Below are 23,845 nucleotides of genomic sequence, written 5' to 3'. Positions count from 1 at the left end.
TCACCTCATCCACGAAGAAATCTTCCATATGAAGAAGAAAAGAGCAGAAACCCTGATCAGAACGACGAAGATCGTTTTTTTATCCATTCTATGAAAGAAAAAAACAGAGACAAGAAACAGTATCAAAACGGCCTTTCTTGGGTCAAAAAACACAGAAAGAAGGGGCAAGAATATGTAGGGGGAAAACGAAACCATCATCTCATCCGGAGATCTGCCGGTCGTCATTTTGTAGACACCAGACACAACCAGAGAGTAGATCATGAAACAGAGAAAAAGCTCTGCCACCTTTAACGGAACTCTCAAAGAGTTGTACACCACCACTATTTCGTTCCAGAAACCAAGAACGTTCACAAAGAACACCGTGATCGGTACCACAAAGGAGAACTTCTTCATGGACTCATCCAGCTTCACAGACATCATTTCACCTTCAGAATGAAGTACATACCCTCTTCGGAGAAGTACTCAACGTTCTCTTCCGTCTTTTCAACGGATACGCTCCTTCCTGTTTCTCTCTTCACCACCTTCATTGCTTTCTCAAAACTTTCTCGATCTTTGAAGACGAACGACTTCCATTCCGGGTAATAATCGACATCCGTCACTTCCTTTAGGATTTCGTTCACCAGAATAGATCCATTGAGTTCATTTTTGATACGCTCAACAGTGGTTTTCCAGGGGGTGTGCACGCTAACACCAAAGGAAGGAAGCCGTGTGAACTCCCTCCTCTCTGATTTGAAGGACAGATCTGTCAGAAACAAGAAAAGCGCCACCACCAGAAGGATCAGAAGAAAGCCGTTTCTCGTCATTTTATCTTCTCGAGCAGAACTTCCAGACCTTTCTTTATGAACGGATCCTTTTCCGGGTCTATCTCTATCTGTTCTCTTGTCTCTGCGTGTAGTTCTTCTTCCACCTCTTCTTCAACCACAACGTCTGGTTCTATGCCTATTCTGTGTATGTCCTTTCCTGAAGGTGTGAGATAGTGTGCCGTGGTCAAAAAGAGTACTCCGCCGTTGCTCAGAGGAAATCCTGTCTGGACAGAACCTTTGCCGAAGGTTTTTCTGCCGACCACGGTGGCGATGCCGAGGTCTTTCAAAGCACCCGTTAGGATCTCGGATGCAGAGGCCGAGCCTTCGTTCGCCAGAACGACTATCGGAACGTTTGGATAGTTGTTTCCGTAAGACTCGTAAACGTCCTCTTCTCCAAAGCCGTTTCTCACCTTCAGGATCACGCCCTTGTCGACGAACATACTGACGATCTTCAGCGCAACATCGAGGTATCCTCCGGGGTTGTCCCTCACGTCGATGATCAATCCCTTGACACCCTTTTCGAAGATCTTGTCCAGCGCGTTCTTCATATCCGAGTCGGCCTTCTCACCGAATCGGGTTATTCTCACGTATCCGATTCTTCCCTTCTCCGTCTCTATGAACGAGTAGAGTACCATCTTTATCTCTATCTTTTCTCTGACGATGGTGAAAGTGAGTTTTTCTCCATCTCTCAAAACCTCTATCGTCACAGACGTTCCCGGCTCACCTCTCAGATTGTTCACCGCCTCCATGTACGTCATCTTGGAGACCGGTGTTCCGTCTATTGTTATGATGAGATCTCCCGCCTTCAATCCAGCTCGCCATGCCGGTGTTCCATACATGGGTGCTACCACCTTTATGGCACTGTGTTCTGTATCGTAAGTCACTTCTATTCCAAGACCGCCGTACTCTCCCTTCATTTCTATCTGGTTTTCACGGTAGGTTTCTGGATCCTGATAGTAGGAAAAGTCATCCCCTGTTCCCTTCACAAGTCCATCTATGGCATGATCTATGAGCTTGTTGATGTCCAGTTTGTCTGCCTCGTAGTAGTAATTCAGTATGTAAGAGAGAGAATCGAAGAACGGCTCCAGCGCCTTGTTCACTTCTTCTATGGTGAGGTCTGTCCTTGATGAACCACCGAGGATGAGAGTTAAAACCAGCACCAGAACGCTGATGATGACAAACCTGGAGAGTTGATTGAGTTTCATCATATTTCCTCCTTTCTACAGACTTTTGTGGCGAATATCATGTAAGTTGTGTGAGCAACCATTCTATCCACCGGTCTCAGTCTCTCTGGAACGGGCTTGTAAGGTCTGAAGAGACTTTCCCATACCTCCACCTTCACGAAGGGAAGTTCGTATAATCTCTTCAGTGTCTCTTGAACTTGATTCGTAGTTGGACAGACGGTTGCGAACCTTCCACCACCTTTCAGGGCTTCCCAGCATCGATCCAGGTAGTTCCAGGGATCGGGCACGTCCAGAAACAGCGCATCCACATCTTTCTCGTCGAACCCTTCGGATATATCCCTCACCTTTATTGTAACTCTTTCAACCAGTCCCCACTTCGTCAGGTTGCTCTGTGCAAGTTTTGCGAACTCTTCTCTTCTTTCGTAGGCGAAGACCTTTCCAGAGCTTCCAGCGGCCCGTGCGAGAACCGCACACATTGCCCCACTTCCCACACCCGTATCGATGACCCTGTCACCTTCCTTCACATCGAGCATCATAACGATGAAGGAAGAATCCTTTGGATAGACGATCTGAGTTCTTCGTTTCATGTTCATGATTTCATCGATCAGCCGGGGTTTCAGGATGTAGCCCTTTTTTCCAGATGACGTTCTTATGATGTCCCCAGTTTCTTTTTCAAGGACCTCGTTGAGATCGATCACACCAAGGTGTGTATGCAGTTTTTTGTCTTTTTCCAGATCGATCAGAAATTCACTCCCGTCCTCGAACGAAAGAAGTACTCTGTCTCCTGGTTTCAGTGTATCGGCCACTTCTCCCACACCTCTCTTGGAAAACTGAATCTGATGTCCACGTGCTTGACGAGCACGTTTCGCCTTTTTCCATCCACAAGAATGTACACGTTGTTCACGCCCTTCACGTTCAAAAAGACCGTGTAGAGCATCTGGTGTAGAAAGTATCTTTCCGCTTCAAAGTCCATTCCCTTCAGCCTTTCACTGTAGAGGTCAAGAATCAAATAGTCTCCAACGAAAAAATATGCTCTGAGCACATCCTGAGGCACAAAACTCTTCAACCCCGAAGGAGGGGATGAGAGTGCCTCGAAGATCTCAAGGACAGGATTTTCCTTTGCCTCTATCACCTTGACAACGGGCAAAAGGTCTTCGCTCAGATAGCATATCTTCAACTCCGTTGAAAAGACAGCAACTGTCACCAGAAGGATTATAAAAGAAGCGTATCTTTTCATTCCTTCATCAACCTCTCAATGACATCCAGAAGTTCTGGCATATCTTCCTCTTCTCTCAGAAGAACCACAACCCCCGTGACCCCAACGGGAATATCGTATATGGGACATATCTCGATTCTGTAGTTCATCTCATCTGCAATCTTTTTTGCGATCTTCAAAGAATTCGAGTAAGCGGGAAGATCGAGCCCGTTCAGGTCCTTGGAGAAACTCCTCACGATCACCCTTCCGTCACCGTATCCCACCAGGAAAACCGCATCTTTTTCGAAGGGATCGATCCGCTCTCCCAGTGGTTTCACGATGTAACCAGCCGATTCTTTGAGTTTCAGCAAGACTCTGAACTGACCATCGCTCTCTGCAGTTTTTTCTACCACAACTTCTCTTTTTTCAAAGAGCACATCTCCGGGTGCGGCCGGTTTTCCCCTGAAGACGAGCCAGTCTTTTGCGACAATCTTCATAGAGTCTTCCGCCTGTTCGATATCGAAGTTTCTCTCACCTTCGTAGTTTACAACGATTGTTCTTCCGATCTCCTCTATGGAGTTCACTCTGCATGTGATTATCTTGATGTTTCCATCTGCCTGAACATAATCCACACCGAACAGTTTCAGGGTCTCCACTGGAACGCCTGGATTTGGCAACTTGTTGTTGTCGAGGATGTAGAGGTCTTCCACATTGGCAAGAACGTGGCCGTTGTACTCCAGGTACTTGAGACTTCCCACCGTTCCCGTGGACGGTGGTGTGATTTCGAAGATCTTTGAGTGTTCCAGAAGGATCTGCAGAGTCTCATCAAAGTTCAGCAGGGTTGCATCCAGCGTTAAAGTATCCGCCAGAGAAACGGTGACAAAAAGGATTGATATCAACCAGAGCACCCTCATCATCAGTATTTGAAGATACTCCTTCCTATGAACTCTCTCAAGATCGATTTGTCAGGAATATCCTCTATGTTCGTGATCGGCAAGAAGAAGTCCAGAAGTTTCAAAAGTCTCAGTGCCTCCGAGTACTCTGGGGTGTCCTCCGGAACCTGAACGAGAAGGGGTTCGGCGAAAATCCTGAGCACTGGTATTTCGTAAACCAGGGCCGAGTTGAACATCACATCAGCCTCTTCCTGGAACGGGAAGATGTTTCTTTCTTCACCCTTTCTGACGTTTGGCCACATCTTCAATGTATCGTACGCGGTGTGTCCCCGGAACTTGTAGTCCCTCACGATTCTTCTGATGAGCCGCGTGTCCGTTGTTGTGACTCTGTTGTGATCGTCTATGTTCAGCTGAGTCAATGCACTCACGTATATCTTGAACTTTTGCTCTTTCGGTATTGAGGCCGTCAGGCGTTCGTTCAGACCGTGTATTCCTTCGACGATGATGATGTTGTCCTTCTCCAATTTGAGGGTGGGACCTCTCATCCTCTTTCCGGTCTTGAAGTTGAACTTCGGCAGGACCACCTCTTTTCCAGCCAAAAGATCCTGAAGGTTCCTGTTGAAGAGTTCTATGTCGAGGGCCTCTATCGAGTCGAAATCGTAGTTTCCGTTTTCGTCACGCGGTGTTTTTTCTCTGTCCACAAAGTAGTCGTCGAGGGAAATAGCAACTGGTTTTAGACCGTTCACTCTGAGCTGGAGTGAGAGTCTCTTGGCGAAGGTGGTCTTTCCCGAAGAGGAAGGACCCGCAATCAGAATGAGCCGTTTTCTTTTGTCTTTTGCGATTTCATCCGCTATGTCTGAGATCTTCTTTTCATGAAGTGCTTCAGAAAGAAGCATAAGGTCAGCCACGTGCCTTTCCCCACGGGCTATGATATCGTTGAGATCGGATACGTACTCGAGTTCCAGAACGTTCAGCCATCGGGCGTATTCGAGAAACACCTGGGAGAGTTTGGGCATGTGGATGACGGGAAGCTCTCCTGTTTTTGGATCCGGATGGACAAGAACGAGCCCCTGATTGTAAGCTTGAACATCGAAAACGTCAATCCTGCCGGTGCTCGGTGGAAGATATCCGTAGAAGTACGCCCAGAAACCATCGCAGTGGTAAAGCTTCACGGTTCTCTTTTTTCTGTACTTGAAGAGATTGACCGTTTTCACAAGCCCTTCCTTCATTAATATCTCCCTTGCTTCGTCTTTGTAGAACGTTCTCTTCTCAATAGGTAGATCTTTCTCGACGAGTTCTCTCATCTTATCTTTTATGGCGAACACCTGATTCTGGTCGGGAACGATTAATTCATTTCCCTTATAGATTTCGCAGTATATCCCCTTCCCGAGTGAGTGAAGGACTTTCAATCGCCATTCCGGATTCAGTTTTCTAACGGCAAGACTTGCGAGGAAGACGAGTCCTCTCTGGTATATTCTGAGTCCGTCGGGATCTGTGAGGTCTAAAAATTCGAGTTCTCCGCTTCTATCGGGTGTTCTGAAGAGTTCTATTATCCTGTTGTTCACCCTCGCAGCCAGTATTTTGTACCTGTAGTACTTCTGGTACTCTCTGGCTATATCGAAGAGATTCTGATTTTCCTCGAGAACGATCTCTCTCCCGTCCAGTTTTGAACGAAGTGTGATCTTTCGCATGCTGTTTTCCTCCCTTGAAGGAGCTTTCCTACAGTGGTAAAATTATAGCATGGAAAAGGTTGGGGCGTGGCCAAGCGGTAAGGCGGCGGACTTTGGATCCGCGATCGGTGGTTCGAATCCACCCGCCCCAGCCAGAGAAAAAGCCCCCGAAGAGGGGGCTTGTTTTGAATCATCAATTTTCATAGTATCTTCTTATCTCTTCGTTGAAAGGAAGGCTGAGTATCTCGTCCAGCACCTTCACAACCTGTTCGTAAGATTTCGTCCTCGGATCTCTGATGAGGATCTCCTCCAGTACCTTTCTGTCTCTTGAGATGAACGCCTCCAGATTCCATTCCATCCTCAAGATCCTTGGCCAGAGATAGAAGATCTTGATTCGGTGTGTGAGATCGGGTTCTACCTTCTCTCTGTGTATCCCACTGCTGTCCACCCAGACGGGAAGTTCCATCACAAGATCATCGGGAAAGTCTTTGAGTGTTCCCTGGTTCTCCACGTTCAGAAAGAGCCTCACACGTTTGTTGTTCGCTATCGCGTTGATGAAAGGGATGTGCTGTTCTCCGCTGAGTCTTCCCTTTGGAAAGATCTCGGGGTGTTTCTCTGTGATCTTCAGGTGTGGATTTTCCTGGACTTCCTCTGCGAGTTTTATGAGGCGCTCTCTTGCCCTTCTGAGGTGTTCATGGAACTTCGGTCTTTCCACCTCGTTGTCTATTCCGCCGAACTTTCCAAACCACTTCTTCTTCGTCTCCAGGTTGTAGTGGTACTTCCAGGTGCCGTTCCTCACCGTGTCCCCTATCGGGAGCATACCGTAGAATCTGTACATATCCATCGCAGCGGGTGACATCTGTGTGTCCCACGGATTCTTCGGCTCCCACTCTGGTAGCTTCTTCTCTATCCACTCGTCGAGAAGCGGGTATGCATCTTCTCCTCTGTATCTGAACCTGTTCAGCCAGATCCCGTGGTTCACCCCGGCGACCTGCCAGTCCACTTCTTTCGGATCGAGGCCGAGTCTTTCGAAGACTTCATAAACTCCGGCAACACCGTGGCAGAACCCCACTATGTTCGCACCGGTCCACCTTCTCACCGCCTGCGTGATTTCGAAGACGGGATTTGCCGTCTGCATCAAGTACGCTTTGGGTGCCATCTTCTTCATCTTCTCCGCTATCTCGAGGGCGAGCTTCATGTCGGGATAAGAAGAAAGAACGTAGGTGTAGGTGGAAACCATGTTCAATTCTTGACTGTCTATTCCTCTGTAGTAGCCGTGTTTTTCTCCTACCTTTGTGACCTCGTCCCACCTTTGAGATCCGCTGTCGTGATACCTCGGATCATAAGGGTAGGCGGTGTTTATGATGAAGTCCGCACCCTCTATCGCTTCATCGAGACTTTCCGTTTTCACCACTTTCACGGGTGAGTTCAGTTCTTCCACGTACTTTCTTGCCAGGATGTAGGAAGCGTTGAGTCTTCTTTCGTGAACGTCCATCAGGTAGATGTGTGTGTCTTCTCTTGAGAGTTCATCTGTCTGGGCGATGTCTTCCACAAGCTGGAGGGCAAACCTCACACTGCCCGCTCCGACGATGGAGATCTTCATGTTTTTACCCCCTTCTTTTTAAATTCGTTTCTGAGACGAATTAATTACCTGAGGAAATTTTATCACCAGCGAAGATCCCCGCCACAGAAAAAAGAAGAGGCTTGAAACTCACCTCAAAGCCTTCTTCTTCCATCATCTTCACTATCCGATCAGGTGTCAGAAAGTTGAGAACGGATCTGGAGAGGTACCTGTAGGCACGAAAATCCCCACTGAAGACTCCTCCAAGGAGAGGAACAAAGAGTTTCAGGTAGAGAGAGTAGAGTTTCCCGGTGAACCTTCTGGTGTTTGGAGGAAGAAGTTCAAGAATCACAAGTCTTCCACCTTTTTTGAGCACCCTGCGGCATTCTTTCAGAACTCTTCTTCTGTCGGAGAAGTTCCTGAATCCAAACGCCACTGTGATGACATCGAACTCTTCATCTTCGAAAGGAAGATCGTGGGCGTCTCCTGTGATGAACTCTGCACCTTTCACTTTCTTTTTTGCTATCTCCATCATCTCCAGCGAAAGATCAAGCCCTGTAACTTCAAGATGTGATGCTTTTTTCTTCAAAAGTCTGATGATGTCTCCTGTTCCCGTGGCAAGGTCGAGGACCTTGTTCGGATGCTTTTCCAGGACAAGGGTCACCATCTGTTCTCTCCATTTCAGATCCATTCCAAAGGAGATGATCCTGTTTAGAAGGTCGTACCTTTCTGCTATTTCATCGAAGAGTCTCATCGAGAACTTCTGAGCCTTTCCTCCCAATCCCTTGCCTTTTTCATGTCTTCGAAGACCACAACTCCAACGATCTTCCCATCCCTGTAGAAGGCTTTGGTTTCACTGTCCAGCCAGTTTCCATCCTTCGTGAGGGTTCCCAGGACGGCGATGGGAAAGTCGCCGAACTTGAAGTAGGAAGACCTGAACTGGAAGTCGTACTCATCAGGGATGCCTCTCAGGTTGTTCGCCAGAACTTTCGCATGTGCCATGGCAGCCTTTGCCGTTCCACAGATGATACCGTTGTGCTCTGCGCAGTCCCCTATGGCGTAGACGTTCGGCTCTGATGTTTTGAATGTCTTATCCACCAGGACACCCCTGTTCACTGCAAGACCGCTCTCTTCTGCAAGAGTTGTCTCCGGTACTATCCCTATGGAGCATAGAATAACCTTTGAAGGGATCTCCTCTTTGTCTGTAACGAGAACGTCGTTTTCTATCCTCTCCACGTCCCTGCCAAGGTAAAACTCCACTTTGTGTTTTTCGAGCTCTTTTTTTATTCTCTCTGTCAGTTCTTCGTCCAGTCCCATGAGACGGGTCATCTTCTCAACCACTTTCACCTTGATTCCCTGTTTCGACAGATTCCCTGCGATTTCAAGGCCGATGAACCCTCCGCCGATGATGAGAAGATCCTTTTCTCTTTCCACCGCCTCTTTCAATCTCTTCGCATCCTCTATCGTCCTCAGAGTGTACATTCTCTCCCAGCCGGGTATTTTGAGTGTTCTCGGCTTTGCACCCGTTGCGAGAACGAGAACGTCGTATTCAAGGGTTCCTCTGTCTGTTTCGAGAATTTTCTTTTCCGAGTCTATCCTTTTTGCATTTGTACCAAGAAGGAGTCTTATACCCTTTTTTTCGTACCAGTCGATCGGATAGGGAAAGAGACTTTTTTCCTCCGCCAGTCCTGCAACATAATGGCTGAGCATGGGTTTTGTGTAATAGGGAACCGTTTCCTTTTCGACGATGGTGACTTCGTGATCTTCCGAGAGTTGTTTTGCCAGTTCCACCCCACCGGGACCATTTCCGACTATCAGCACCTTCACGTTCATCACTCCAGTTCTTTCATGAGAAGATCTATCGCCTCTTCGACCTTCTTCTCGTCCACGCCAGCACCCCTCACCTCTGTGAAAGAAAGCACTCTGTACTTCGACTCCTTCAGAAATTCTCCTGACTTTCTCTCGACAGACGGAGCCCAGCCGTGCACACCAAAGACAAGAACGGGTTTTTCATAATTTGCTTTGTCGGTGATCTCGTAGATGACATACCTCATGAGTGGATGAAGATCCGCCTCATAGGTGGAGATACCAAAGATCAGCGCCTCGCTGTCTGGAACGTCTTTCAGGATCTCGCTGATCGCGGGTCTTTCCTCGTCGGAGAATCTGTACACAACCGGTATGAATCCTTTCTCTTTGAGAGAATCGATCACCTTTTTCATCACGTTCTCGACGAAGCCGTACATGGAGTCGTAGATCACCGTGATTTTTCCTTTCTCTGGAACACCCTTCGCAACGTTCACGTAGTGCTCAAGAAGTTTTCCCGGATCCTTTTTCCATATCAGCCCGTGTCCCGGAAGTATCGCTTTTATGTCGAGTGCGGAGAGTTTCTCTGCTCCCTCCAGAATGTAGTTTTTGTAGTGTCCTATTACAGTGACGATGTATTTTGTGACGTAGGGAAGGTACTCTTCCACAACGCTCTCGTCTGAGTCGTCCAGAGTCTCTGGGAGTAGGTATCCGCCGCCCACATCACAGCCGAAGAGAACTCCGTCGAGATACGTCACCATTGTGTCTGGCCAGTGAAGCCAGGGAGTCATGACAAATTTGAACGTCTTTCCGCCTATTTCTCTTTCTTCGCCGTCCGATACCACCGTCACATCCTTTATCCCGTAGAAACCTTCAAGGAGTCTTTTTCCAAAGTTCGATGCGAGGATCTCCACATCGTGTCCAACAACTTTCAGTGTTTCGGGCAGTGTTCCGCTGTGATCTGGCTCGGTGTGGTTGACTACGATGTGGGTGATCTTTTTCGGATCGATGAGACTGGAGAGGGTCTCTATGAACTCCTTTGTGTAGTTTCTCTTCCAGCCGTCTATCAGAACGTTTGCACTGCCCAGTTTCACAAGGTACGCGTTGTAGCTGATGCCTTCAGTTATTTCCCAAACAGCCTCGAAGTACTTTATCTGATCGTCGTCTACTCTCAAAATGAAGATTTCCGGATCGTCGAAGATCTTTTCAGTCCAGATTTTGGACATGCAGGACACCTCCTAAGTAAATTTTCCAATGACAACTATGTTTTCTCTGAACAAAGGAGATTTTTGTTTTATTTCGTAATAGATTGGATTATAGTAACTATCAACCAAAAAGAAATTTTCAACACTTATACCAGCAACGGTTAGTACTTTAGAAATTGTGTAGACTGTGAACCAATATCTGTGATCACTATTGATAACTTCTTTGTCTTTCATGGCGCTGAGGAAATTCTCAAGTTTGAATGCATTTGGAACAGTAACTATGATTCTATCTGAAATGGAAGCAAATTTTGCTTTAATATTTTTTAAGAAATTAACAGGATTATCTACATGTTCAAGTACCTCCGGAATGAGAATATAATCCCATTTTTCTGCTTTTATCTCTGGTGGTAGTTCGTCCTTTTCCACATCTAAACAATACAAATTTTCTATAGAAAATTCTTTTCGAATAAACTCTACCATCTCTCTATCAATGTCGATACCTACGCACTTTTGGGCCTTCTTAAGAATTCTACCATGAAGCCAGATGTTGTTTTGTATTTTCTTAACAATTAAATCTTTATGATCAGCGAAACCAATATGGACAACCTTTTTTTCTTCACACAATTTCTCGATTAATTCTATTCTCAATATATAAGGCATTGATTGTACAGTTATCTCTAAGTTGTTTGAAAACAAATTACCTTTCAGAAAATCAACAAGAGAATTTTTTTTATTAGACATGGTTCATCCCCCTTTATTTTTCAGAAGTTGCGAGATATTGAGAATCTGTCGTTCCATGGCCCAAGAGTCTTCAATATACGTCCTGTAAGACAAGCTGTTGTATTCTTCTGAAAGCAAGTTTGGAATCTCAAAGATAAAGTTATAAACTAGTTTTTCAGGCCACTGCGTTTTTGCCCCAGCGTAGTTATGTATAATAGGTTTTATGCCCCTCGCCATGGCTTCTGCTATATTGTAAGGATGCCCCTCATGAATGCTGGTTGAAAGCAGATAATTTTTATCTTCAAGAAAAGCGTTCACGTCATCAACCCAGCCGTAGAGTTTTACGTTCTTTTCAAGGCCTGCGTTTTTGATAAAATAGTAGAAATAGTGTGCATATGTTGGATCTTGGAAATCTCCAGCTATGTGTAAAGTGTATTTTTCATCTACTTTTTTTAGCATACCTATAACCTGAAGCCACATAGCGGGTTCCTTGCGATGATTTATATGAGCAACAACAGCAATATTAAAACCGGGACGTCGTACTCTGAATTGAAACCTGTTAAGATCCAAACCGTTAGGAACAACTTCAATTCTATCTTCTATGAGTTTATAAATATTTGATTGGTATTTTTCGAGGACTTCTTTCATATGATCGGCTACAAGAATAAGCTTATCAATGTTATTCCAATTGATCTTCTGCACAAACGGAGTAAAGGCTTCATATCTGTGCAATCTACATATGATCTTTTTCTCATCCTTCGGCAGTTTATTCGTTATCTCCACTGCCATTTCGTTCGCCCATTCGAGCCAGACGATATCTGCCCAATCGTACGCTTCCTTAATCTGCCTGCCATCTGTTGTAACTACGAGTTTCACATCGTAGATGTTCGACAAAATCTGAGCTATGTCTTTTATGAAGTTGTCCAGACCAGGAAGGCAAAATATGGCAAGCTTTATGTCTTTTTTGAACTGGTCTCTCAATATCTGATATTTCTCTTTCATTTCCGGTATATTGGAAAGTTCCATTGCCTTCTTATAGTAATGAAGAGCCATCGCTGGATTGTTTTGCTTCAACTGTGTGTCTCCAAGCATGTCGTAGACTTCCCACGTTTTGCTGTTGATCCTTGTCAGATACCTCCAGGATTCGAAGTACTCTTCCTTTTCAAAGAGTACCTTTGAGTAGTTGAAAAGAACATCATCGTGAACTGGATTGGTGTCGAGGGCTTTCTTGAAGAACTCGAGTGCTTCGTTGATTTTGCCTTCGTAGTAGTGTATGATTCCGAGTGAGTTGTATCTTTCCACTTCATCTTCTATCTTTTCAATCAGTTCTTTTGCTTTCGAGAATTCTTTTTGTTCTATCCTTTTTCTTATCTCTTCAAAGATGTCCATAATCAGACCCTCCTGAAGGCTTCAATGAACCTGAGGTTTTTATCAACTGCTCTCACTTTAACAACGGAGAATCTCAGATTTTCCAGAGTTTTCCTCATTTGATGAGTGGTTCTCAATACTCTGAAGCCAGGATAATACCACACGGGGTTGTTTCTATCATTCATATCAGGCACAAAGAAGAAAAGAAGCACTCTTTCAGCATTTTCAACAAGTTTATTCAGGTCGAGTGTCTCTTCCACACCAGAAACAACAAGAAGGTTCTTCGAGTTTTCTTTCAACTCTATTTCCAGATCTTTCAGGACGAATTCAATCCCAGGAGCTTCTCCTTTGATTCTCAGGTCCCTTGTATCGCTCTCCAGAAGAACTTCTATTATGTGTTCTTCTTTCACTTTGAATGGAGGTTCTTTCATGATTTCCTTTTCTCTTTCTTTGTAAAGCTTCAAGGCTTCATCTGATGGATATGGAAGCGCGTAGTAGAAGTTTTCTTTTCTCTTCCACGCTCTGACAGGGTGAATCGCACCAAAACCAGAGAATCTCTCTGTTATGTTTCCCACCCAGATGATTTCATCCTCTTTTTTCATGAACGGAAATGTCTGATTCGGATAAAGCCCGTTGTATTTGTATCTTCCAAGTGCTATGTCTCCCAGATTTTCGTTTTCTTCCACTGCTTTTATGTTAAGTTCGAAGGCTTTCAATGGATTCTCTTCTTCCCAGGTTTTTGCGAGACGGTAATAGTAGAATGGAAGTTTTGAGATGTCTTTTATTCTTTCAAGAAGCGTTCTTGCTTTTTCTTTGCTTTTTTGGAACACAGCCACTGCTGAGGTGTAGATGGCGAGTGGGTGATCGGAGATGAGATACAGTTTTTCCGCGTCTTCTTTTGCGAATTCGAGGATGTTGAACGGAAACTCTCTGTAGCCGGAGAAGTATCTGTACAATTCCTCGTAGACTCCTTCTATATCCGGGTCGAGTCTTGTTTTCAGATCTTCTATCACAGGTTTTATGAAGCTTGCTATCTCCGGAGCCAGTTCCAGTGTTTTTCTGTACCTTGAGATGGCTTCCGAGAAATTCCCAAGTTTCAGATACAGATCGCCGATGAGAGCCTGGATAATGCCGTTAAGTTTTTCATCACCTTCGATCTTTGAGAGAACTCTGATGAGTCTTCCTTCTGTTTCTTTCTCTCTCAAAAGATCGAAGATGAAAAGAAGTCCGGGGATACCTGTTTTTCCCACGAAGGAGTTAATGTCACCGTCTGTCAGGTATTCGAACAGGAAATCCTTCTTTTCTACTAATCTCTTCAAAATGAATTTGGAGATTCTCCTTGAAACAGGGAGTTTGTTCAAAAGCTTTTCGGATGCTTCAATCTCGAATTCCACTATTTTCTCAACTATTTCATCGAAAAACAAGCTTTCAGAGTGTTCTGCTATTTTCTCAATTAACGTGAGTGCTTTCTGGAAATCTTCTCTGTTGTCTATTTCTGATATAATCCGAAGCGTGAGAGCAATTTTGGATTTATCTACGCCGTTTTCAATCGCTTTCAAAAGATTCGCGTAGGCTTCATCCCATTTTTTAAGTTTTATACAAGCATGACACATGAGAAGATGAGCCATTCCTGTTTCTTTGATAGTCATGATTGTAAAATCATATTTTTCTGCTTGAGATAGGGCCCTCTCTAAAACTTCGAAAAACTTTTTCCCCCACTGATAAAGATTCTCCCAGTCTTTTTTTCGTTCGTAAATTACAAGCTTTGCGAAATATGGATCTGGATTTTCTGGGAAAGCCTTAATAGCGGAGTCTATGAATTCTTCTCCTTTTTCAAGGAACCCGTTCAAAATCAGTTCCATTCCGAATATATAAAAAAACTCCAGACCTATTGGAGGTATTTTTCCAACCTTCATTATTTCCTGCAGAGTTTCCCAAGCGATTTTGTTCTCCTCGTGTTTCTGACCACCTATTTTCTCTGTTTTGTAAAGCTGGACGAGGTAGTATATTTTTTCTACAGGATCTTTCACGTTCTTTAGATGTTCTCTTATTAATGTCCCTGTTCGTTCATACTTTTTCTTTTTGAGCTTTCTTGTCCAAATGTAGCCGTAATGATAAATCTTGAACGGGGCGTGCACCACCTTCGGTTTATAAATCGCTTGATTGTGAACGATGTTCTTGTAATAAACAGTCCCGTTTCTGAAGATCCTCGGGGTTGATGCTATTTCAGTTTTTTTGAAGTCCCAATCCAGATAATTTATTGTGGGAAGATACACGGTGTTCACATCTTCCGATAGGCTTTCCAGAAAACTTCTGATGTTTTGTCTGAACTCTTCTGAAGCTTCTTCGTCAGCGTCCAGAATGAGAATCCACTCGCAGGTGGGAAATTTCAAAGAAAAGTTCCTCGCTTCAGAGAAATCGTTTTTCCATTCGTGGAAGTAAAGCTTGTCTGTGTATTCTCTCACGATCTCTGGTGTTCTGTCTGTGGATCCCGTGTCGACCACCACGATTTCATCTACGACGTCTTTTATGCTTTCAAGCGCTCTTCTTATGTTGTGTTCTTCGTCTTTCACTATCATGGCTACAGAAAGCAGACATTTTCTCATCTTCTCACCTCGGTTGTATATTTCTATGTCCTGCTCTTTCTTTCCTCATATATTTTTGCACAAAAACAAAGGGGGCTTGCGCCCCCGAATTGACGGTGTTTATTTTTATCTCATCAGCTGGAGGACGTTCTGTGGAAGTGTGTTGGACTGAGCGAGCATAGCCATACTGGACTGAAGCAGGATCTGTTGTTTGGTGAATTCCATCATCTCTTTTGCCATGTCTGCGTCTCTGATTCTGGATTCGGCCGCTGTGAGGTTTTCCGCTGCAACTCCGAGGTTGGAGATGGTGTGTTCGAGCCTGTTCTGGACGGCACCAAGCGCTGCTCTTGCCGTGCTCACCCTGTGAATCGCAGCGTCCACAACCATGATCGCTCTTTCTGCTGCGTCTTGAGTGGTTACGTCAAGAGAAACTGTTGTCAATCCGAGTGCTGCTGCGCTCATGTCGTCGATTCCTGCAACCATGTTGTGCCCTTCGTTTGCTCCGATCTGGAAAATGAGCTGTGAAGCAGCTGTGTAGATAGCTTCTACTCTGACAACTGCGCTGTCGACTACTTCGTTTTTCGGTAGGGCTCCACCAAAGTCGTTAATGCTGAGAACATTCGTATCCCATTTGAAGGTGATACCTCCAAGTGTTGCTGAACCCGCAGTTATGGTTACAACTGTGCTAGAATAACCACCAGCGGTGAACAGGGTTATCTTGACATCAAGTTGTGAAGTTTCAGTTCCACTAAACTGTCCTACTTCGATGACGTATGTTCCCTCAACCGCTGCACTTGAAACCGATCCAAGTTGGACATTGATATTTCCACCGGTAACAACTTTTGCATCAACCTGGCTTCTGAAGCTTTCAAGTTTTCCATCGAGAAGCTTTTTGGTGTTGAACTCTGTTGTTCTTGCAATTCTGTCGATTTCTTCTCTGAGCTGATCGATTTCCTTCTGAATCTGTTCTCTATCGACGTCTGTGTTTGTATCAGACGCTGCCTGAACTGCGAGTTCCCTCATTCTCTGAAGGATCGAGTGAACCTCAGTGAGAGCTCCTTCTGCTGTCTGGATCAGAGAGATGGCATCCTGAGCGTTCTTGATCGCCATGTTGAGACCTTTGATCTGGCCTCTCATCTTTTCGCTGATGGCAAGTCCCGCTGCGTCGTCTCCTGCCCTGTTGATCCTCAGACCAGAGGAGAGTCTCTCAAGCGTCTTACTCATGCTGTATTGAGTCTGGTCGATGTTTCTCCAAGCGTTCAACGCACTGATGTTGTGATTGATCCTCATAACCTACTCACCTCCGTGTGAGTATTCTTACTTCCCTGTCCCGGCGCCGGGCTTTCCATTATTTTTAATCGGAAGAGGCTTTAGGGATTTTAATGTTAAATTTTGGTAACATTTTATGCTTTAATGCGAAAGCACAAAAAATCATTTACAGAATCCACAATGGTGACTTTCTCCTTCAGTTCATTGTATTTTCTTATCAGCCTATCGGGATCTCGAAGACCTGTTTTCACGAGAAAAACATGTACGTTATCCAGATTTCCCACAAGAAGATCTGTTTCAGAGTCGCCAACCACGAAAACTTTTTCATCGGGAGGTATGTTGTTTTTCACCCAGTTGTACTTAACAAGCGGACTACCATCTGGTTGCAAAACCACAACGTTATCTAGCACATCTTTATTTCGCTTTTTGAGATCTTCAAAAAGTGTCTGTTGATTTCGTCTCAGGGTCAATATGATGTATCTTTCTTTCAATTGCTTTAGAAGACTCCAATCAACGATATCTTCGTCTAATTCCAAGATGTCTTGTTCTTCCAATTTCTTTTCTTTGTATTCTTTGTAGGCTGTGTATTCTTGCGTGGTGAAAGATCGAAAGAGGCTGACTATCAACGAGTCTTGTTCAAACTCTTTCTTTAGAGTCTTAAATTTTTCGAGGTTGAGATTTTCAATCTTCCACCACGAATTGAATACGAAAAAGTATCTTTTCCAAACGTCGATTAAAGTTCCATCAAGATCAAAGACTATCACTTTCGCTCACCTCGAATATTTCTTCAAAGTACCTGTACATGACCCTTTTCTTTCTATCGCTCTGAAATTCGGTTGGATCATAAGGTTTTTCCAAAAGCTCGAGTATCAACAATTTCACGATGTCAGCTCCCGAGACTACACTCAGAGGAAGACCTCCTGAAGCAAATCTCAGATTTATATCAGTAAACACTACATCGTTATTCGGTGTTAAAAAGAACTGGAAATTTGCGGGACCTATTATTTTGTATCTCGATGCGATTTTTTCAATTTGTTCACGTACATCCACTGAAAAGTCGTTTTCTGAGATGATAGCCGCACCTCCCAGTGTTTTAATTCTTGTTCTTTGATTGTAGGTGATCAACTTTCCTTCTCTGTTGAAAAAGGTATCGACAGTGTACTCTTTTCCTTCAAGATACTCCATTATAAGAACATCTTTATAGGCTTTGTTGACAAACTCCAGTTCTTCCTTGGTCTTACAGACAAAGAATTTCTTACTTCCGCTTCCCACAGCTGGTTTAACAGCTACAGGAAACTCGGTCACATCGCTGGGTGATTCATACACTTTTGGTGTTTTAAGCCCAATTTCTTTTAAAGCCCTGTAGGCATTCGCTTTGTTGTCAAGTTCTTTGAAAGTTTCATAAGGTGATATCATGAACTTTGCATGACTCCTCTTTGAAATTTCCCCCTGGTGCTTGGAAACGATTCTACACTCATCAGAGTGGACGGGAATGTAAATGTCTATTTTTTCTCTGTTCAAAATTTTAATGAGCTGATCTATAAAATTCTCTTCTTCTGTTGCCCTACTTAACACGAAGAGTTTATCCAGGAAAAATTTGGTAGGAATCTTCGTTGTTACATCGAAACCGTATATTTCGATTTTTTCTTCAATGGCCATTTTCCGAAGAGTTTTGGCTAAATAAAGCCCCGTAAGCCCTCCACACGAACCTATTAAAATTTTCACCATCGATCCTCCTCTCAACGTAATGCCCATCTCCAGGAGAATATTTAATCACAAAAGTTATAATGTAATTGAGAAAAAACAAAAGGAGGAATCCTCTTGAACATAGCCGTACTCAATCACTACGCGAGCACACCAGAGATGGGAAGCGCTGAAACGAGACATTTCGAACTCGCGAAAAGATTCGTAAAGGAAGGTCACAAGGTGGATATCTACATCGGTGATTTTTCGCACCTCACTGGCAAAAGATGGAGCGAAACGTTTGGATGGAGCTTTTCTAAAGACGGTGCGGACTTCATCGTCGTTGAAACAAGAGAGTACATCGGAAATTCTCTCTCAAGGCTTCTCTCCTCGATAGATTATTACAGAAACGGAAGGAAGAAGATCATTCAGAAGAGATACGACGTCATCATCGCGTCTTCTCCGCACCCGTTTTCCTGGAGCCTTGGTTGGTATTACGTGAAGAAAAAAGGTGGAAGGTTCTTCATCGAGATCAGAGACGTCTGGCCGGACGATCTTGTAGAACTTGGTTCTCTGAGCTACCGTCATCCAGTTTCAAAGCTCTTCGACCACATGTGCAAAAAGTATTATCCGAAAGCAGATGGAATCATTTCCCTTGTTCCAGATCTTTCCAAGCACTTCAACAGACTGAAGGTTCGACCAAAAAATTTCATCTACATTCCCAACGGTGTTGATCTGAAGATTTTCGAAGATCCAGAACCGTGCCCGGTGGTGGATGAAGTCTTCTCAAAGGTGCCTGATGGCAAGATAAAGGTTGTCTACGCAGGATCCATCGTCGAACATAAGGGAATAAAAGAGTTCATAGAAACACTCTCAAAAGTGAACAAAAACCTGAGAGATCGTTTTGTGTTCCTCTTTGTCGGACCGTCTCATGCGGATTATCTTGTTTCTGTGAAAGAAACGGCGAAAGATCTGCAGAACGTGTTCTTTTTTGATCCTGTTCCAAAAAGGTGTGTTTCCTACCTTCTTCAAAGAGCAGATGTCCTCCTCTTCACTCTCTCTCAAACCGTGATGGATCACCCCGCCGTGAGTTCCTACAAAGTGGTAGACTACATGGCCTCTGGAAAACCAGTTCTCTGTGTCGATATCGAAAATCTCCCTTTCAAGAAAACAAAGGGTGCTGTCTTTTTCAGGGAGGATAATCTCGAAGAGGCGCTGAGGAAGATCCTCGAGGAGGATCTTTCAGAACTCGGCAGAAGAAACAGAGAGTATGTGGAGAGAGAAAGAGACTGGGATCGACTTTACGAAAAGTTAAGGAGTTTCGTATTCTCCCGAAACGAAAAATTAGGATAGAATATCTTATGCTGCATACTTCAGAGCCGGGAGAGAAGAAGATGGAACGTTTGACGGAGAAGGACTATCGGTGGAATTTCATCGTGAATTCACTGGATTACGCGTTCTTCAGTCTTGGAATGACCCTTGGATCCATTTTTACGCTCTTTCCTGTTTTTGCCAGAAATCTTGGTGCTTCCAATCTGGAGCTGGGTCTCATCCCGGCCATTGCGAACCTGGGCTGGGGTATTCCAGCCATATGGGGCGCAAAGCACGCGGAGAGATCGCCAAAGAAATTGAATCTCGTCCTCAAGGTAACTCTGGGAGAGAGACTCCCTTACCTGTTCATGGCTCTGATCAGTTTCTACCTCGCTGTTCCTTCTCCGAGGCTGGCTCTTTACCTTTCCATTCTGATGGTTGGGATCGCTACATTCTCAATGGGCTTTCTGGGTCCTCCGTGGATGAGTATGATAGAGAAGGTGATCGATCCACGAAGAAGAGGCACCTTTTTTGCCATGGGAAACGGTCTTGGAGCGATACTGGGAGTTGGTGGTTCTGTCATCGCCAGAGAGCTTCTCTCGAGCTACCCGTTTCCTGTGAACTTCGGTTACGTCTTTCTCACAGCGTTTGTCTTCTTCATGGTGTCCTTCGTGTTTTTGGCTCTCACAAGGGAAGTGCCGGATCACACACTACCAGACGATGAACCTATATGGAACTACATAAAAAACATGAAGAATGTCTTTCTGGACAGACATTTCCGGAACTTTTTGATAGAGAGGATCATCACGAGTTTCATGTTTGCGTCCAGCGGTTTCATCACGGTGTATTTGCTGGAGAAGTTCTCACTTCCAGATGAGACAGCGGCGGTTTTCACGGCGATCGTTCTCGTTTCCCAAGGACTGTCTTCTTTCCTGTTCGGTCCCCTCGGTGACAGAAAGGGACACAAACTGAATCTCCTTCTCAGCAAGATCTTTTATTCTGGGGCTGTCATGCTGGCGTTTCTTTCCACATCACCGGTGCACGCCTATCCCGTCTTTGCTCTGATGGGCCTTGTGAACACCACGAACAACGTTGGAAACATGGCGATCACACTGGATTTCGTGTCTGGGAAGAGAAAAGAACTCTACATGGGGTCTCTGTACTTTTCAATCGCTCCTTTTTCCTTCGTTGCTCCCCTCATCGGAGGTAAAATAGCAGATCTTTCTGGATACGGTGTTCTCATGGTTCTCACGGGGTTGATCGGTGTATTCGGGATTTTCTACGTTGTGAAGTTTATCGTGGACCCGAGGGTTTCAAACAAGAACAATTGAAATTTCCTCTCTTCAATGGTAGAATTCTCAAGGTGTATATCACGCACGCTCCTGGATCCCACCCTCGGTGCCTGTGAAAAGGCCGGCGTGGGTGTGAAGGGAGCGGAGGTTTAAAACCAAAAGGATGGAGGTGTTGTCTGTGGCGGTTGTCACCATGAAACAGCTTCTGGAAGCGGGAGTGCACTTTGGACACAGAACGAGAAGATGGAACCCGAAGATGGCCCCCTACATCTACACGGAAAGAAAGGGCATCTACATCATCGACCTTCAAAAGACCCAGCAACTTCTAGAAGAAGCCTACTATTTTGTGAGGGAAAAGGCCAGTGAAGGTGCGACGATCCTCTTTGTAGGAACGAAGAAACAGGCCCAGGGTGTTATAAAGGCTGAAGCGGAAAGATGTGGTGCTTTCTACGTGAACAACAGATGGCTCGGTGGACTCCTCACGAATTTCAAGACGATCAGATCAAGAATAGACAAACTCATCGAACTCGAGGAAATGGAACAGAGCGGAAAACTCGATGAACTACCAAAGAAAGAGCAGAGCAGAATAAGAAGAGTGCTGGAAAAACTCAGAAAGAACCTTGGTGGGCTCAAGGAGATGAGGAAACTCCCTGACATCGTCTACATAGTGGATCCGAGAAAAGAAAAGATAGCCGTTGCCGAGGCGAACAAACTGGGTATTCCCATCGTGGCCATAGTTGATACGAACTGCGATCCTGATCCGATCGATTACGTGATACCCGGAAACGACGATGCGATCAGATCTATAAAACTCATCACTTCCGTTATAGCGGATGCGTACCTTGAAGGAAGAGAGGGAGCTCCTCTTACGACGGAGGAAGAATCGAAGGTAGAAGAAACCGTTGAGGGGACGATTGAAGAGGTCGACCTGGAAGAACTTGAAGAAGAGGAAGAGGTGTGAAAGGGGCGATCTCGCCCCTTCAAATTTTTTCCAGTTTCACCGCTGTTCCGTACGCGAGGATCTCTGCCGCACCGCTCATGATCATGGAAGAAGAGTACCTGAATCCTATCACTGCGTCTGCACCGAGTTTTTCTGCCTCTTTCACCATCCTTTCGAAAGCGATGTTTCTTGCCTCCGTAAGCATCTCCGTATAGCCTTTGATTTCCCCTCCAGCAAGGGTTTTCAATGCGGCGGCTATGTCCCTTCCCAGATGTTTCGACATCACCACATTTCCTGAAACCACCCCAAGGATCTCTTTCACCCTGTATCCCGGTATCTGCTCAACGGTGGTGACGATCACACTCCACACCTCCTCAGAAGTCTTTTGTTTCAAGAACTTTATAGGAAAGATAAGTAAACACCACACCAGCCAGGGTGTAAGCCAGAGACGGCCACAAGACAAGATCTCCCTTCAGTATGTAAAGGTAGGTGTTCAAAATGGAAAGGAGTTTGATAAAACTTCCAAGTGCCGTTGTTCCTGCAAGAAGAGCGATCGAAACGATGAGGGGCTTGACCTGATCGGAAAACAGCAAGGAAAAGAAGATGGTGATGGAAAACCACAGAAAGATCCCTATCGTTTCCACCAGAAGATAGCGAAACACAGAACTCGCATCCAGTGACTCACCGATGATCCAGCTGACGGGCAGTGGAAGAACGGCGAGCACCACAAGGGCCAGAAGGGTGAAAACAAGGGGAATGAAAAACTTCACCATGAAGAGCCTTCTTCTTTTGACTCTCACAAGTAAAAGTTCCATCGTTTCGTCTTCTATCTCTCTTGCAAAAACTGGAAAAGCCATTATAATCGCGAGTATTGGAACGAACTGACCAAGATTTTTTCCGTACCACTGTGTGATGATGTAAAAGTCCCATCTGGAGAGTTTCTTCATGAACTCATCTGTGACACCGAACTTTTCCAGAATGTTCTTCGGTGCACTTCTGATGATCTCAGAGAGATTTTGCGTGTAGTCCTTCACCACCACAAGTAGAACGAACGTTCCAAGAAGGATGAAGAACATCACAAGAAAGCGCACCCTCATATCCCTGAACTCTTTATTGAACATCTCTCTCACCCCTGACGATCGCCTCAAAGATGTCCTCGAACGAAGCATCTTCCACCTGAACGTTCTCTGGTATCTCTTCTTTTTTCATCAGATAGATCCTTTCTCCACTTCTGAGTGTTTTCAGAAGATAGCCACGCAGTTCATCCTTTGAAACGACGAGTTTATAGGAAGACTTTATATCGTCCAGATTCCCTGAAAGAACCACCTTTCCTTCTTTCATGATGACGACCCTGTCTGCTATCTTTTCCACCTCCGCGAGCACATGGCTGGTGTAAAGTACGGATTTTCCGTCGTAAGTGAGGGATCTTATGTGCTCGAGGATCTCACTTCTCACGATGGGATCGAGTCCCCATGTAGGTTCATCGAGTATGTAGAGGTCCACGTCCTCTGCAAGGACAAGCGAAAGGTAAAGGATCGTTCTCATACCGTGTGAAAGGTTTACGATCTTTTCGTTGGGGTCTATACCGTATCTTTCGAGCATCTTGAGGGATCTTTCCTCATGGAAGTTCTTTCCGATTCTTTTGAAGAGAGATACGATCTCTCTAACTTTAAGATAAGGGTAGAGTTTCTTTTCTTCTGGAAGATATGTGAACGTACCTTCCAGTTCGATCTTTCCAGAGGATATCTTCCTGAGGCCGACTATGCATTTCAAAGTGGTGGTCTTTCCTGCACCGTTGGGACCAAGAATGGCGAAAACTTCTCCTTTTTCTACCTCGAAACTGATACCGTCCACCGCCGGTTTTTCTCCATAGAACTTTTTCAGGTTCTCCACCTTCAACATCACTCATCACCCCTGTAAACCTCTTCTGCCAGTTTCAACACCCTCTCTAAAGGAATTTTCGCTTTTTTGCAGTCTTCCAGCATCTTTTTGAGTTTCTCCTCAAGTTGCGCTTGGAACTTTCCTCTGTTCACCCTCGATACGATGTAGCCTTCTCCTCTTTTCACCTCCAGAACGCCTTCCTGGACGAGTTCTCTGTACGCACGGGCAACGGTGTTCAGGTTCACCCCAAGGTCCTCTGCGAGCGATCGTATGGAGGGCACGAAATCACCTTCCTTCAACTTTCCGGACAGAATGAGCAGTTTGATCTTCTCTTTTATCTGCTCGTAGATCGGTTTTGAAGAGTGGAAATCGATCCTGAACCACAACGCTATCACCTCACTGTAATATTGTACTATTACACAATGATTCCTGTCAATTTTCATCTTGCGTTCTTTGTTTCGTTTTGTTAAAATAGATGATGA

Annotated in this window: 24 protein-coding genes and 1 tRNA gene; 4 read left to right on the top strand and 21 right to left on the bottom strand. The window is 44.9% G+C overall.

Going from position 1 to position 23,845, the window contains the following annotated elements:
* The 7 genes from TRQ7_RS00925 to TRQ7_RS00895 are packed head-to-tail and all read right to left on the bottom strand — an operon-like array spanning position 1 to position 5,766.
* Positions 1-417, bottom strand: coding sequence for a hypothetical protein (locus TRQ7_RS00925; RefSeq protein WP_231556119.1), 417 nt, complete (start codon positions 415-417; stop codon positions 1-3).
* Positions 417-803, bottom strand: coding sequence for a hypothetical protein (locus TRQ7_RS00920; protein ID WP_041843792.1), 387 nt, complete (start codon positions 801-803; stop codon positions 417-419). The genes TRQ7_RS00925 and TRQ7_RS00920 overlap by 1 nt, the downstream gene beginning before the upstream one ends.
* Positions 800-2,008 carry a S41 family peptidase gene (locus TRQ7_RS00915; RefSeq protein ID WP_038068116.1) on the bottom strand — a complete coding sequence of 403 codons (1,209 nt, stop codon included), beginning with the start codon at positions 2,006-2,008 and terminating at the stop codon, positions 800-802. The genes TRQ7_RS00920 and TRQ7_RS00915 overlap by 4 nt, the downstream gene beginning before the upstream one ends.
* Entirely contained in the window at positions 2,008-2,793 is a 786-nt protein-coding gene (locus TRQ7_RS00910; RefSeq protein WP_041843791.1) for a tRNA (adenine-N1)-methyltransferase, read from the bottom strand. The genes TRQ7_RS00915 and TRQ7_RS00910 overlap by 1 nt, the downstream gene beginning before the upstream one ends.
* Entirely contained in the window at positions 2,778-3,224 is a 447-nt protein-coding gene (locus tag TRQ7_RS00905; protein ID WP_038068112.1) for a GerMN domain-containing protein, read from the bottom strand. The genes TRQ7_RS00910 and TRQ7_RS00905 overlap by 16 nt, the downstream gene beginning before the upstream one ends.
* Complete coding sequence (locus TRQ7_RS00900; protein ID WP_041843790.1) at positions 3,221-4,099, bottom strand: DUF4941 domain-containing protein; 879 nt, start codon at positions 4,097-4,099, stop codon at positions 3,221-3,223. Before TRQ7_RS00900 ends, TRQ7_RS00905 begins: the two co-directional genes overlap by 4 nt.
* Complete coding sequence (locus tag TRQ7_RS00895) at positions 4,099-5,766, bottom strand: nucleoside kinase (protein ID WP_041843789.1); 1,668 nt, start codon at positions 5,764-5,766, stop codon at positions 4,099-4,101. The genes TRQ7_RS00900 and TRQ7_RS00895 overlap by 1 nt, the downstream gene beginning before the upstream one ends.
* Before the next feature lie 60 nt (positions 5,767-5,826).
* Here TRQ7_RS00895 and TRQ7_RS00890 point away from each other — a divergent pair.
* A tRNA-Gln gene (locus tag TRQ7_RS00890) sits at positions 5,827-5,900 on the top strand.
* 38 nt (positions 5,901-5,938) lie between these two features.
* On the opposite strand, the gene aglA is transcribed toward TRQ7_RS00890, so the two are convergent.
* The 10 genes from aglA to TRQ7_RS00840 all read right to left on the bottom strand — a co-directional run bounded on the left by aglA (position 5,939) and on the right by TRQ7_RS00840 (position 17,984).
* Positions 5,939-7,348 carry an alpha-glucosidase AglA gene (gene aglA, locus TRQ7_RS00885; RefSeq protein WP_041843788.1) on the bottom strand — a complete coding sequence of 470 codons (1,410 nt, stop codon included), beginning with the start codon at positions 7,346-7,348 and terminating at the stop codon, positions 5,939-5,941.
* 40 nt (positions 7,349-7,388) lie between these two features.
* Positions 7,389-8,060 (bottom strand): bifunctional demethylmenaquinone methyltransferase/2-methoxy-6-polyprenyl-1,4-benzoquinol methylase UbiE, encoded by a 672-nt coding sequence (ubiE, locus tag TRQ7_RS00880; RefSeq protein WP_041843787.1) that lies wholly within the window; start codon positions 8,058-8,060, stop codon positions 7,389-7,391.
* Positions 8,057-9,133 carry an FAD-dependent oxidoreductase gene (locus TRQ7_RS00875; RefSeq protein ID WP_041844525.1) on the bottom strand — a complete coding sequence of 359 codons (1,077 nt, stop codon included), beginning with the start codon at positions 9,131-9,133 and terminating at the stop codon, positions 8,057-8,059. The genes ubiE and TRQ7_RS00875 overlap by 4 nt, the downstream gene beginning before the upstream one ends.
* Before the next feature lie 5 nt (positions 9,134-9,138).
* Complete coding sequence (locus TRQ7_RS00870; RefSeq protein ID WP_041843786.1) at positions 9,139-10,335, bottom strand: FprA family A-type flavoprotein; 1,197 nt, start codon at positions 10,333-10,335, stop codon at positions 9,139-9,141.
* A 12-nt stretch (positions 10,336-10,347) separates the two neighbouring features.
* The gene (locus TRQ7_RS00865) at positions 10,348-11,055 is read right to left on the bottom strand and encodes a class I SAM-dependent methyltransferase (RefSeq protein ID WP_012310363.1); all 708 of its coding nucleotides are present in this window, start codon (positions 11,053-11,055) and stop codon (positions 10,348-10,350) included.
* A 3-nt stretch (positions 11,056-11,058) separates the two neighbouring features.
* Positions 11,059-12,423 carry a glycosyltransferase gene (locus tag TRQ7_RS00860; RefSeq protein WP_041843785.1) on the bottom strand — a complete coding sequence of 455 codons (1,365 nt, stop codon included), beginning with the start codon at positions 12,421-12,423 and terminating at the stop codon, positions 11,059-11,061.
* 2 nt (positions 12,424-12,425) lie between these two features.
* Positions 12,426-15,008, bottom strand: coding sequence for a TPR domain-containing glycosyltransferase (locus TRQ7_RS00855; RefSeq protein WP_041843784.1), 2,583 nt, complete (start codon positions 15,006-15,008; stop codon positions 12,426-12,428).
* A gap of 105 nt (positions 15,009-15,113) precedes the next feature.
* On the bottom strand, positions 15,114-16,277 hold the full coding sequence (locus tag TRQ7_RS00850; RefSeq protein ID WP_041843783.1) for a flagellin: 1,164 nt from the start codon (positions 16,275-16,277) through the stop codon (positions 15,114-15,116).
* Positions 16,278-16,390: 113 nt separating this feature from the next.
* Positions 16,391-17,020, bottom strand: a complete 630-nt coding sequence (locus TRQ7_RS00845; RefSeq protein WP_041843782.1) for an HAD hydrolase-like protein — start codon at positions 17,018-17,020, stop codon at positions 16,391-16,393.
* On the bottom strand, positions 17,007-17,984 hold the full coding sequence (locus tag TRQ7_RS00840) for an ATP-grasp domain-containing protein (protein ID WP_052472214.1): 978 nt from the start codon (positions 17,982-17,984) through the stop codon (positions 17,007-17,009). Before TRQ7_RS00840 ends, TRQ7_RS00845 begins: the two co-directional genes overlap by 14 nt.
* Before the next feature lie 93 nt (positions 17,985-18,077).
* On the opposite strand from TRQ7_RS00840, the gene TRQ7_RS00835 reads away from it, so the two are divergent.
* The 3 genes from TRQ7_RS00835 to rpsB all read left to right on the top strand — a co-directional run bounded on the left by TRQ7_RS00835 (position 18,078) and on the right by rpsB (position 21,503).
* On the top strand, positions 18,078-19,292 hold the full coding sequence (locus TRQ7_RS00835) for a glycosyltransferase family 4 protein (RefSeq protein ID WP_041843781.1): 1,215 nt from the start codon (positions 18,078-18,080) through the stop codon (positions 19,290-19,292).
* 41 nt (positions 19,293-19,333) lie between these two features.
* A complete protein-coding gene (locus tag TRQ7_RS00830) occupies positions 19,334-20,581 on the top strand; it encodes an MFS transporter (RefSeq protein ID WP_041843780.1) in 1,248 nt (415 codons plus the stop codon).
* A 139-nt stretch (positions 20,582-20,720) separates the two neighbouring features.
* Positions 20,721-21,503, top strand: a complete 783-nt coding sequence (rpsB, locus tag TRQ7_RS00825; RefSeq protein WP_038068110.1) for a 30S ribosomal protein S2 — start codon at positions 20,721-20,723, stop codon at positions 21,501-21,503.
* A 19-nt stretch (positions 21,504-21,522) separates the two neighbouring features.
* Here the strand turns inward: rpsB and TRQ7_RS00820 are convergent, their stop codons facing one another.
* From TRQ7_RS00820 to TRQ7_RS00805, 4 genes are read right to left on the bottom strand one after another with little or no spacing between them, the layout of a single operon-like run.
* Positions 21,523-21,843, bottom strand: coding sequence for a YbjQ family protein (locus tag TRQ7_RS00820; protein WP_038068108.1), 321 nt, complete (start codon positions 21,841-21,843; stop codon positions 21,523-21,525).
* A gap of 13 nt (positions 21,844-21,856) precedes the next feature.
* A complete protein-coding gene (locus tag TRQ7_RS00815; RefSeq protein ID WP_041843779.1) occupies positions 21,857-22,603 on the bottom strand; it encodes an ABC transporter permease subunit in 747 nt (248 codons plus the stop codon).
* Positions 22,593-23,387, bottom strand: coding sequence for an ABC transporter ATP-binding protein (locus TRQ7_RS00810; protein WP_236681725.1), 795 nt, complete (start codon positions 23,385-23,387; stop codon positions 22,593-22,595). Before TRQ7_RS00810 ends, TRQ7_RS00815 begins: the two co-directional genes overlap by 11 nt.
* The gene (locus tag TRQ7_RS00805) at positions 23,384-23,749 is read right to left on the bottom strand and encodes a GntR family transcriptional regulator (protein ID WP_038068104.1); all 366 of its coding nucleotides are present in this window, start codon (positions 23,747-23,749) and stop codon (positions 23,384-23,386) included. Before TRQ7_RS00805 ends, TRQ7_RS00810 begins: the two co-directional genes overlap by 4 nt.
* Positions 23,750-23,845: the final 96 nt, after the last annotated feature.

Origin of the sequence: Thermotoga sp. RQ7, assembly GCF_000832145.1 — a bacterium.
Classification (GTDB): Bacteria; Thermotogota; Thermotogae; order Thermotogales; family Thermotogaceae; genus Thermotoga; species Thermotoga neapolitana.
This window is presented reverse-complemented; position numbering and strand designations above follow the sequence as displayed.

Excerpts from the sequence above, each read along its gene's own strand:
- TRQ7_RS00925 (WP_231556119.1), bottom strand. The coding sequence starts at position 417 with ATGTCTGTGAAGCTGGATGAGTCCATGAAGAAGTTCTCCTTTGTGGTA.
- TRQ7_RS00920 (WP_041843792.1), bottom strand. The coding sequence starts at position 803 with ATGACGAGAAACGGCTTTCTTCTGATCCTTCTGGTGGTGGCGCTTTTC.
- TRQ7_RS00915 (WP_038068116.1), bottom strand. The coding sequence starts at position 2,008 with ATGAAACTCAATCAACTCTCCAGGTTTGTCATCATCAGCGTTCTGGTG.
- TRQ7_RS00905 (WP_038068112.1), bottom strand. The coding sequence starts at position 3,224 with ATGAAAAGATACGCTTCTTTTATAATCCTTCTGGTGACAGTTGCTGTC.
- TRQ7_RS00900 (WP_041843790.1), bottom strand. The coding sequence starts at position 4,099 with ATGATGAGGGTGCTCTGGTTGATATCAATCCTTTTTGTCACCGTTTCT.
- TRQ7_RS00895 (WP_041843789.1), bottom strand. The coding sequence starts at position 5,766 with ATGCGAAAGATCACACTTCGTTCAAAACTGGACGGGAGAGAGATCGTT.
- aglA (WP_041843788.1), bottom strand. The coding sequence starts at position 7,348 with ATGAAGATCTCCATCGTCGGAGCGGGCAGTGTGAGGTTTGCCCTCCAG.
- ubiE (WP_041843787.1), bottom strand. The coding sequence starts at position 8,060 with ATGAGACTCTTCGATGAAATAGCAGAAAGGTACGACCTTCTAAACAGG.
- TRQ7_RS00870 (WP_041843786.1), bottom strand. The coding sequence starts at position 10,335 with ATGTCCAAAATCTGGACTGAAAAGATCTTCGACGATCCGGAAATCTTC.
- TRQ7_RS00865 (WP_012310363.1), bottom strand. The coding sequence starts at position 11,055 with ATGTCTAATAAAAAAAATTCTCTTGTTGATTTTCTGAAAGGTAATTTG.
- TRQ7_RS00860 (WP_041843785.1), bottom strand. The coding sequence starts at position 12,423 with ATGGACATCTTTGAAGAGATAAGAAAAAGGATAGAACAAAAAGAATTC.
- TRQ7_RS00855 (WP_041843784.1), bottom strand. The coding sequence starts at position 15,008 with ATGAGAAAATGTCTGCTTTCTGTAGCCATGATAGTGAAAGACGAAGAA.
- TRQ7_RS00850 (WP_041843783.1), bottom strand. The coding sequence starts at position 16,277 with ATGAGGATCAATCACAACATCAGTGCGTTGAACGCTTGGAGAAACATC.
- TRQ7_RS00840 (WP_052472214.1), bottom strand. The coding sequence starts at position 17,984 with ATGGTGAAAATTTTAATAGGTTCGTGTGGAGGGCTTACGGGGCTTTAT.
- TRQ7_RS00830 (WP_041843780.1), top strand. The coding sequence starts at position 19,334 with ATGGAACGTTTGACGGAGAAGGACTATCGGTGGAATTTCATCGTGAAT.
- TRQ7_RS00815 (WP_041843779.1), bottom strand. The coding sequence starts at position 22,603 with ATGTTCAATAAAGAGTTCAGGGATATGAGGGTGCGCTTTCTTGTGATG.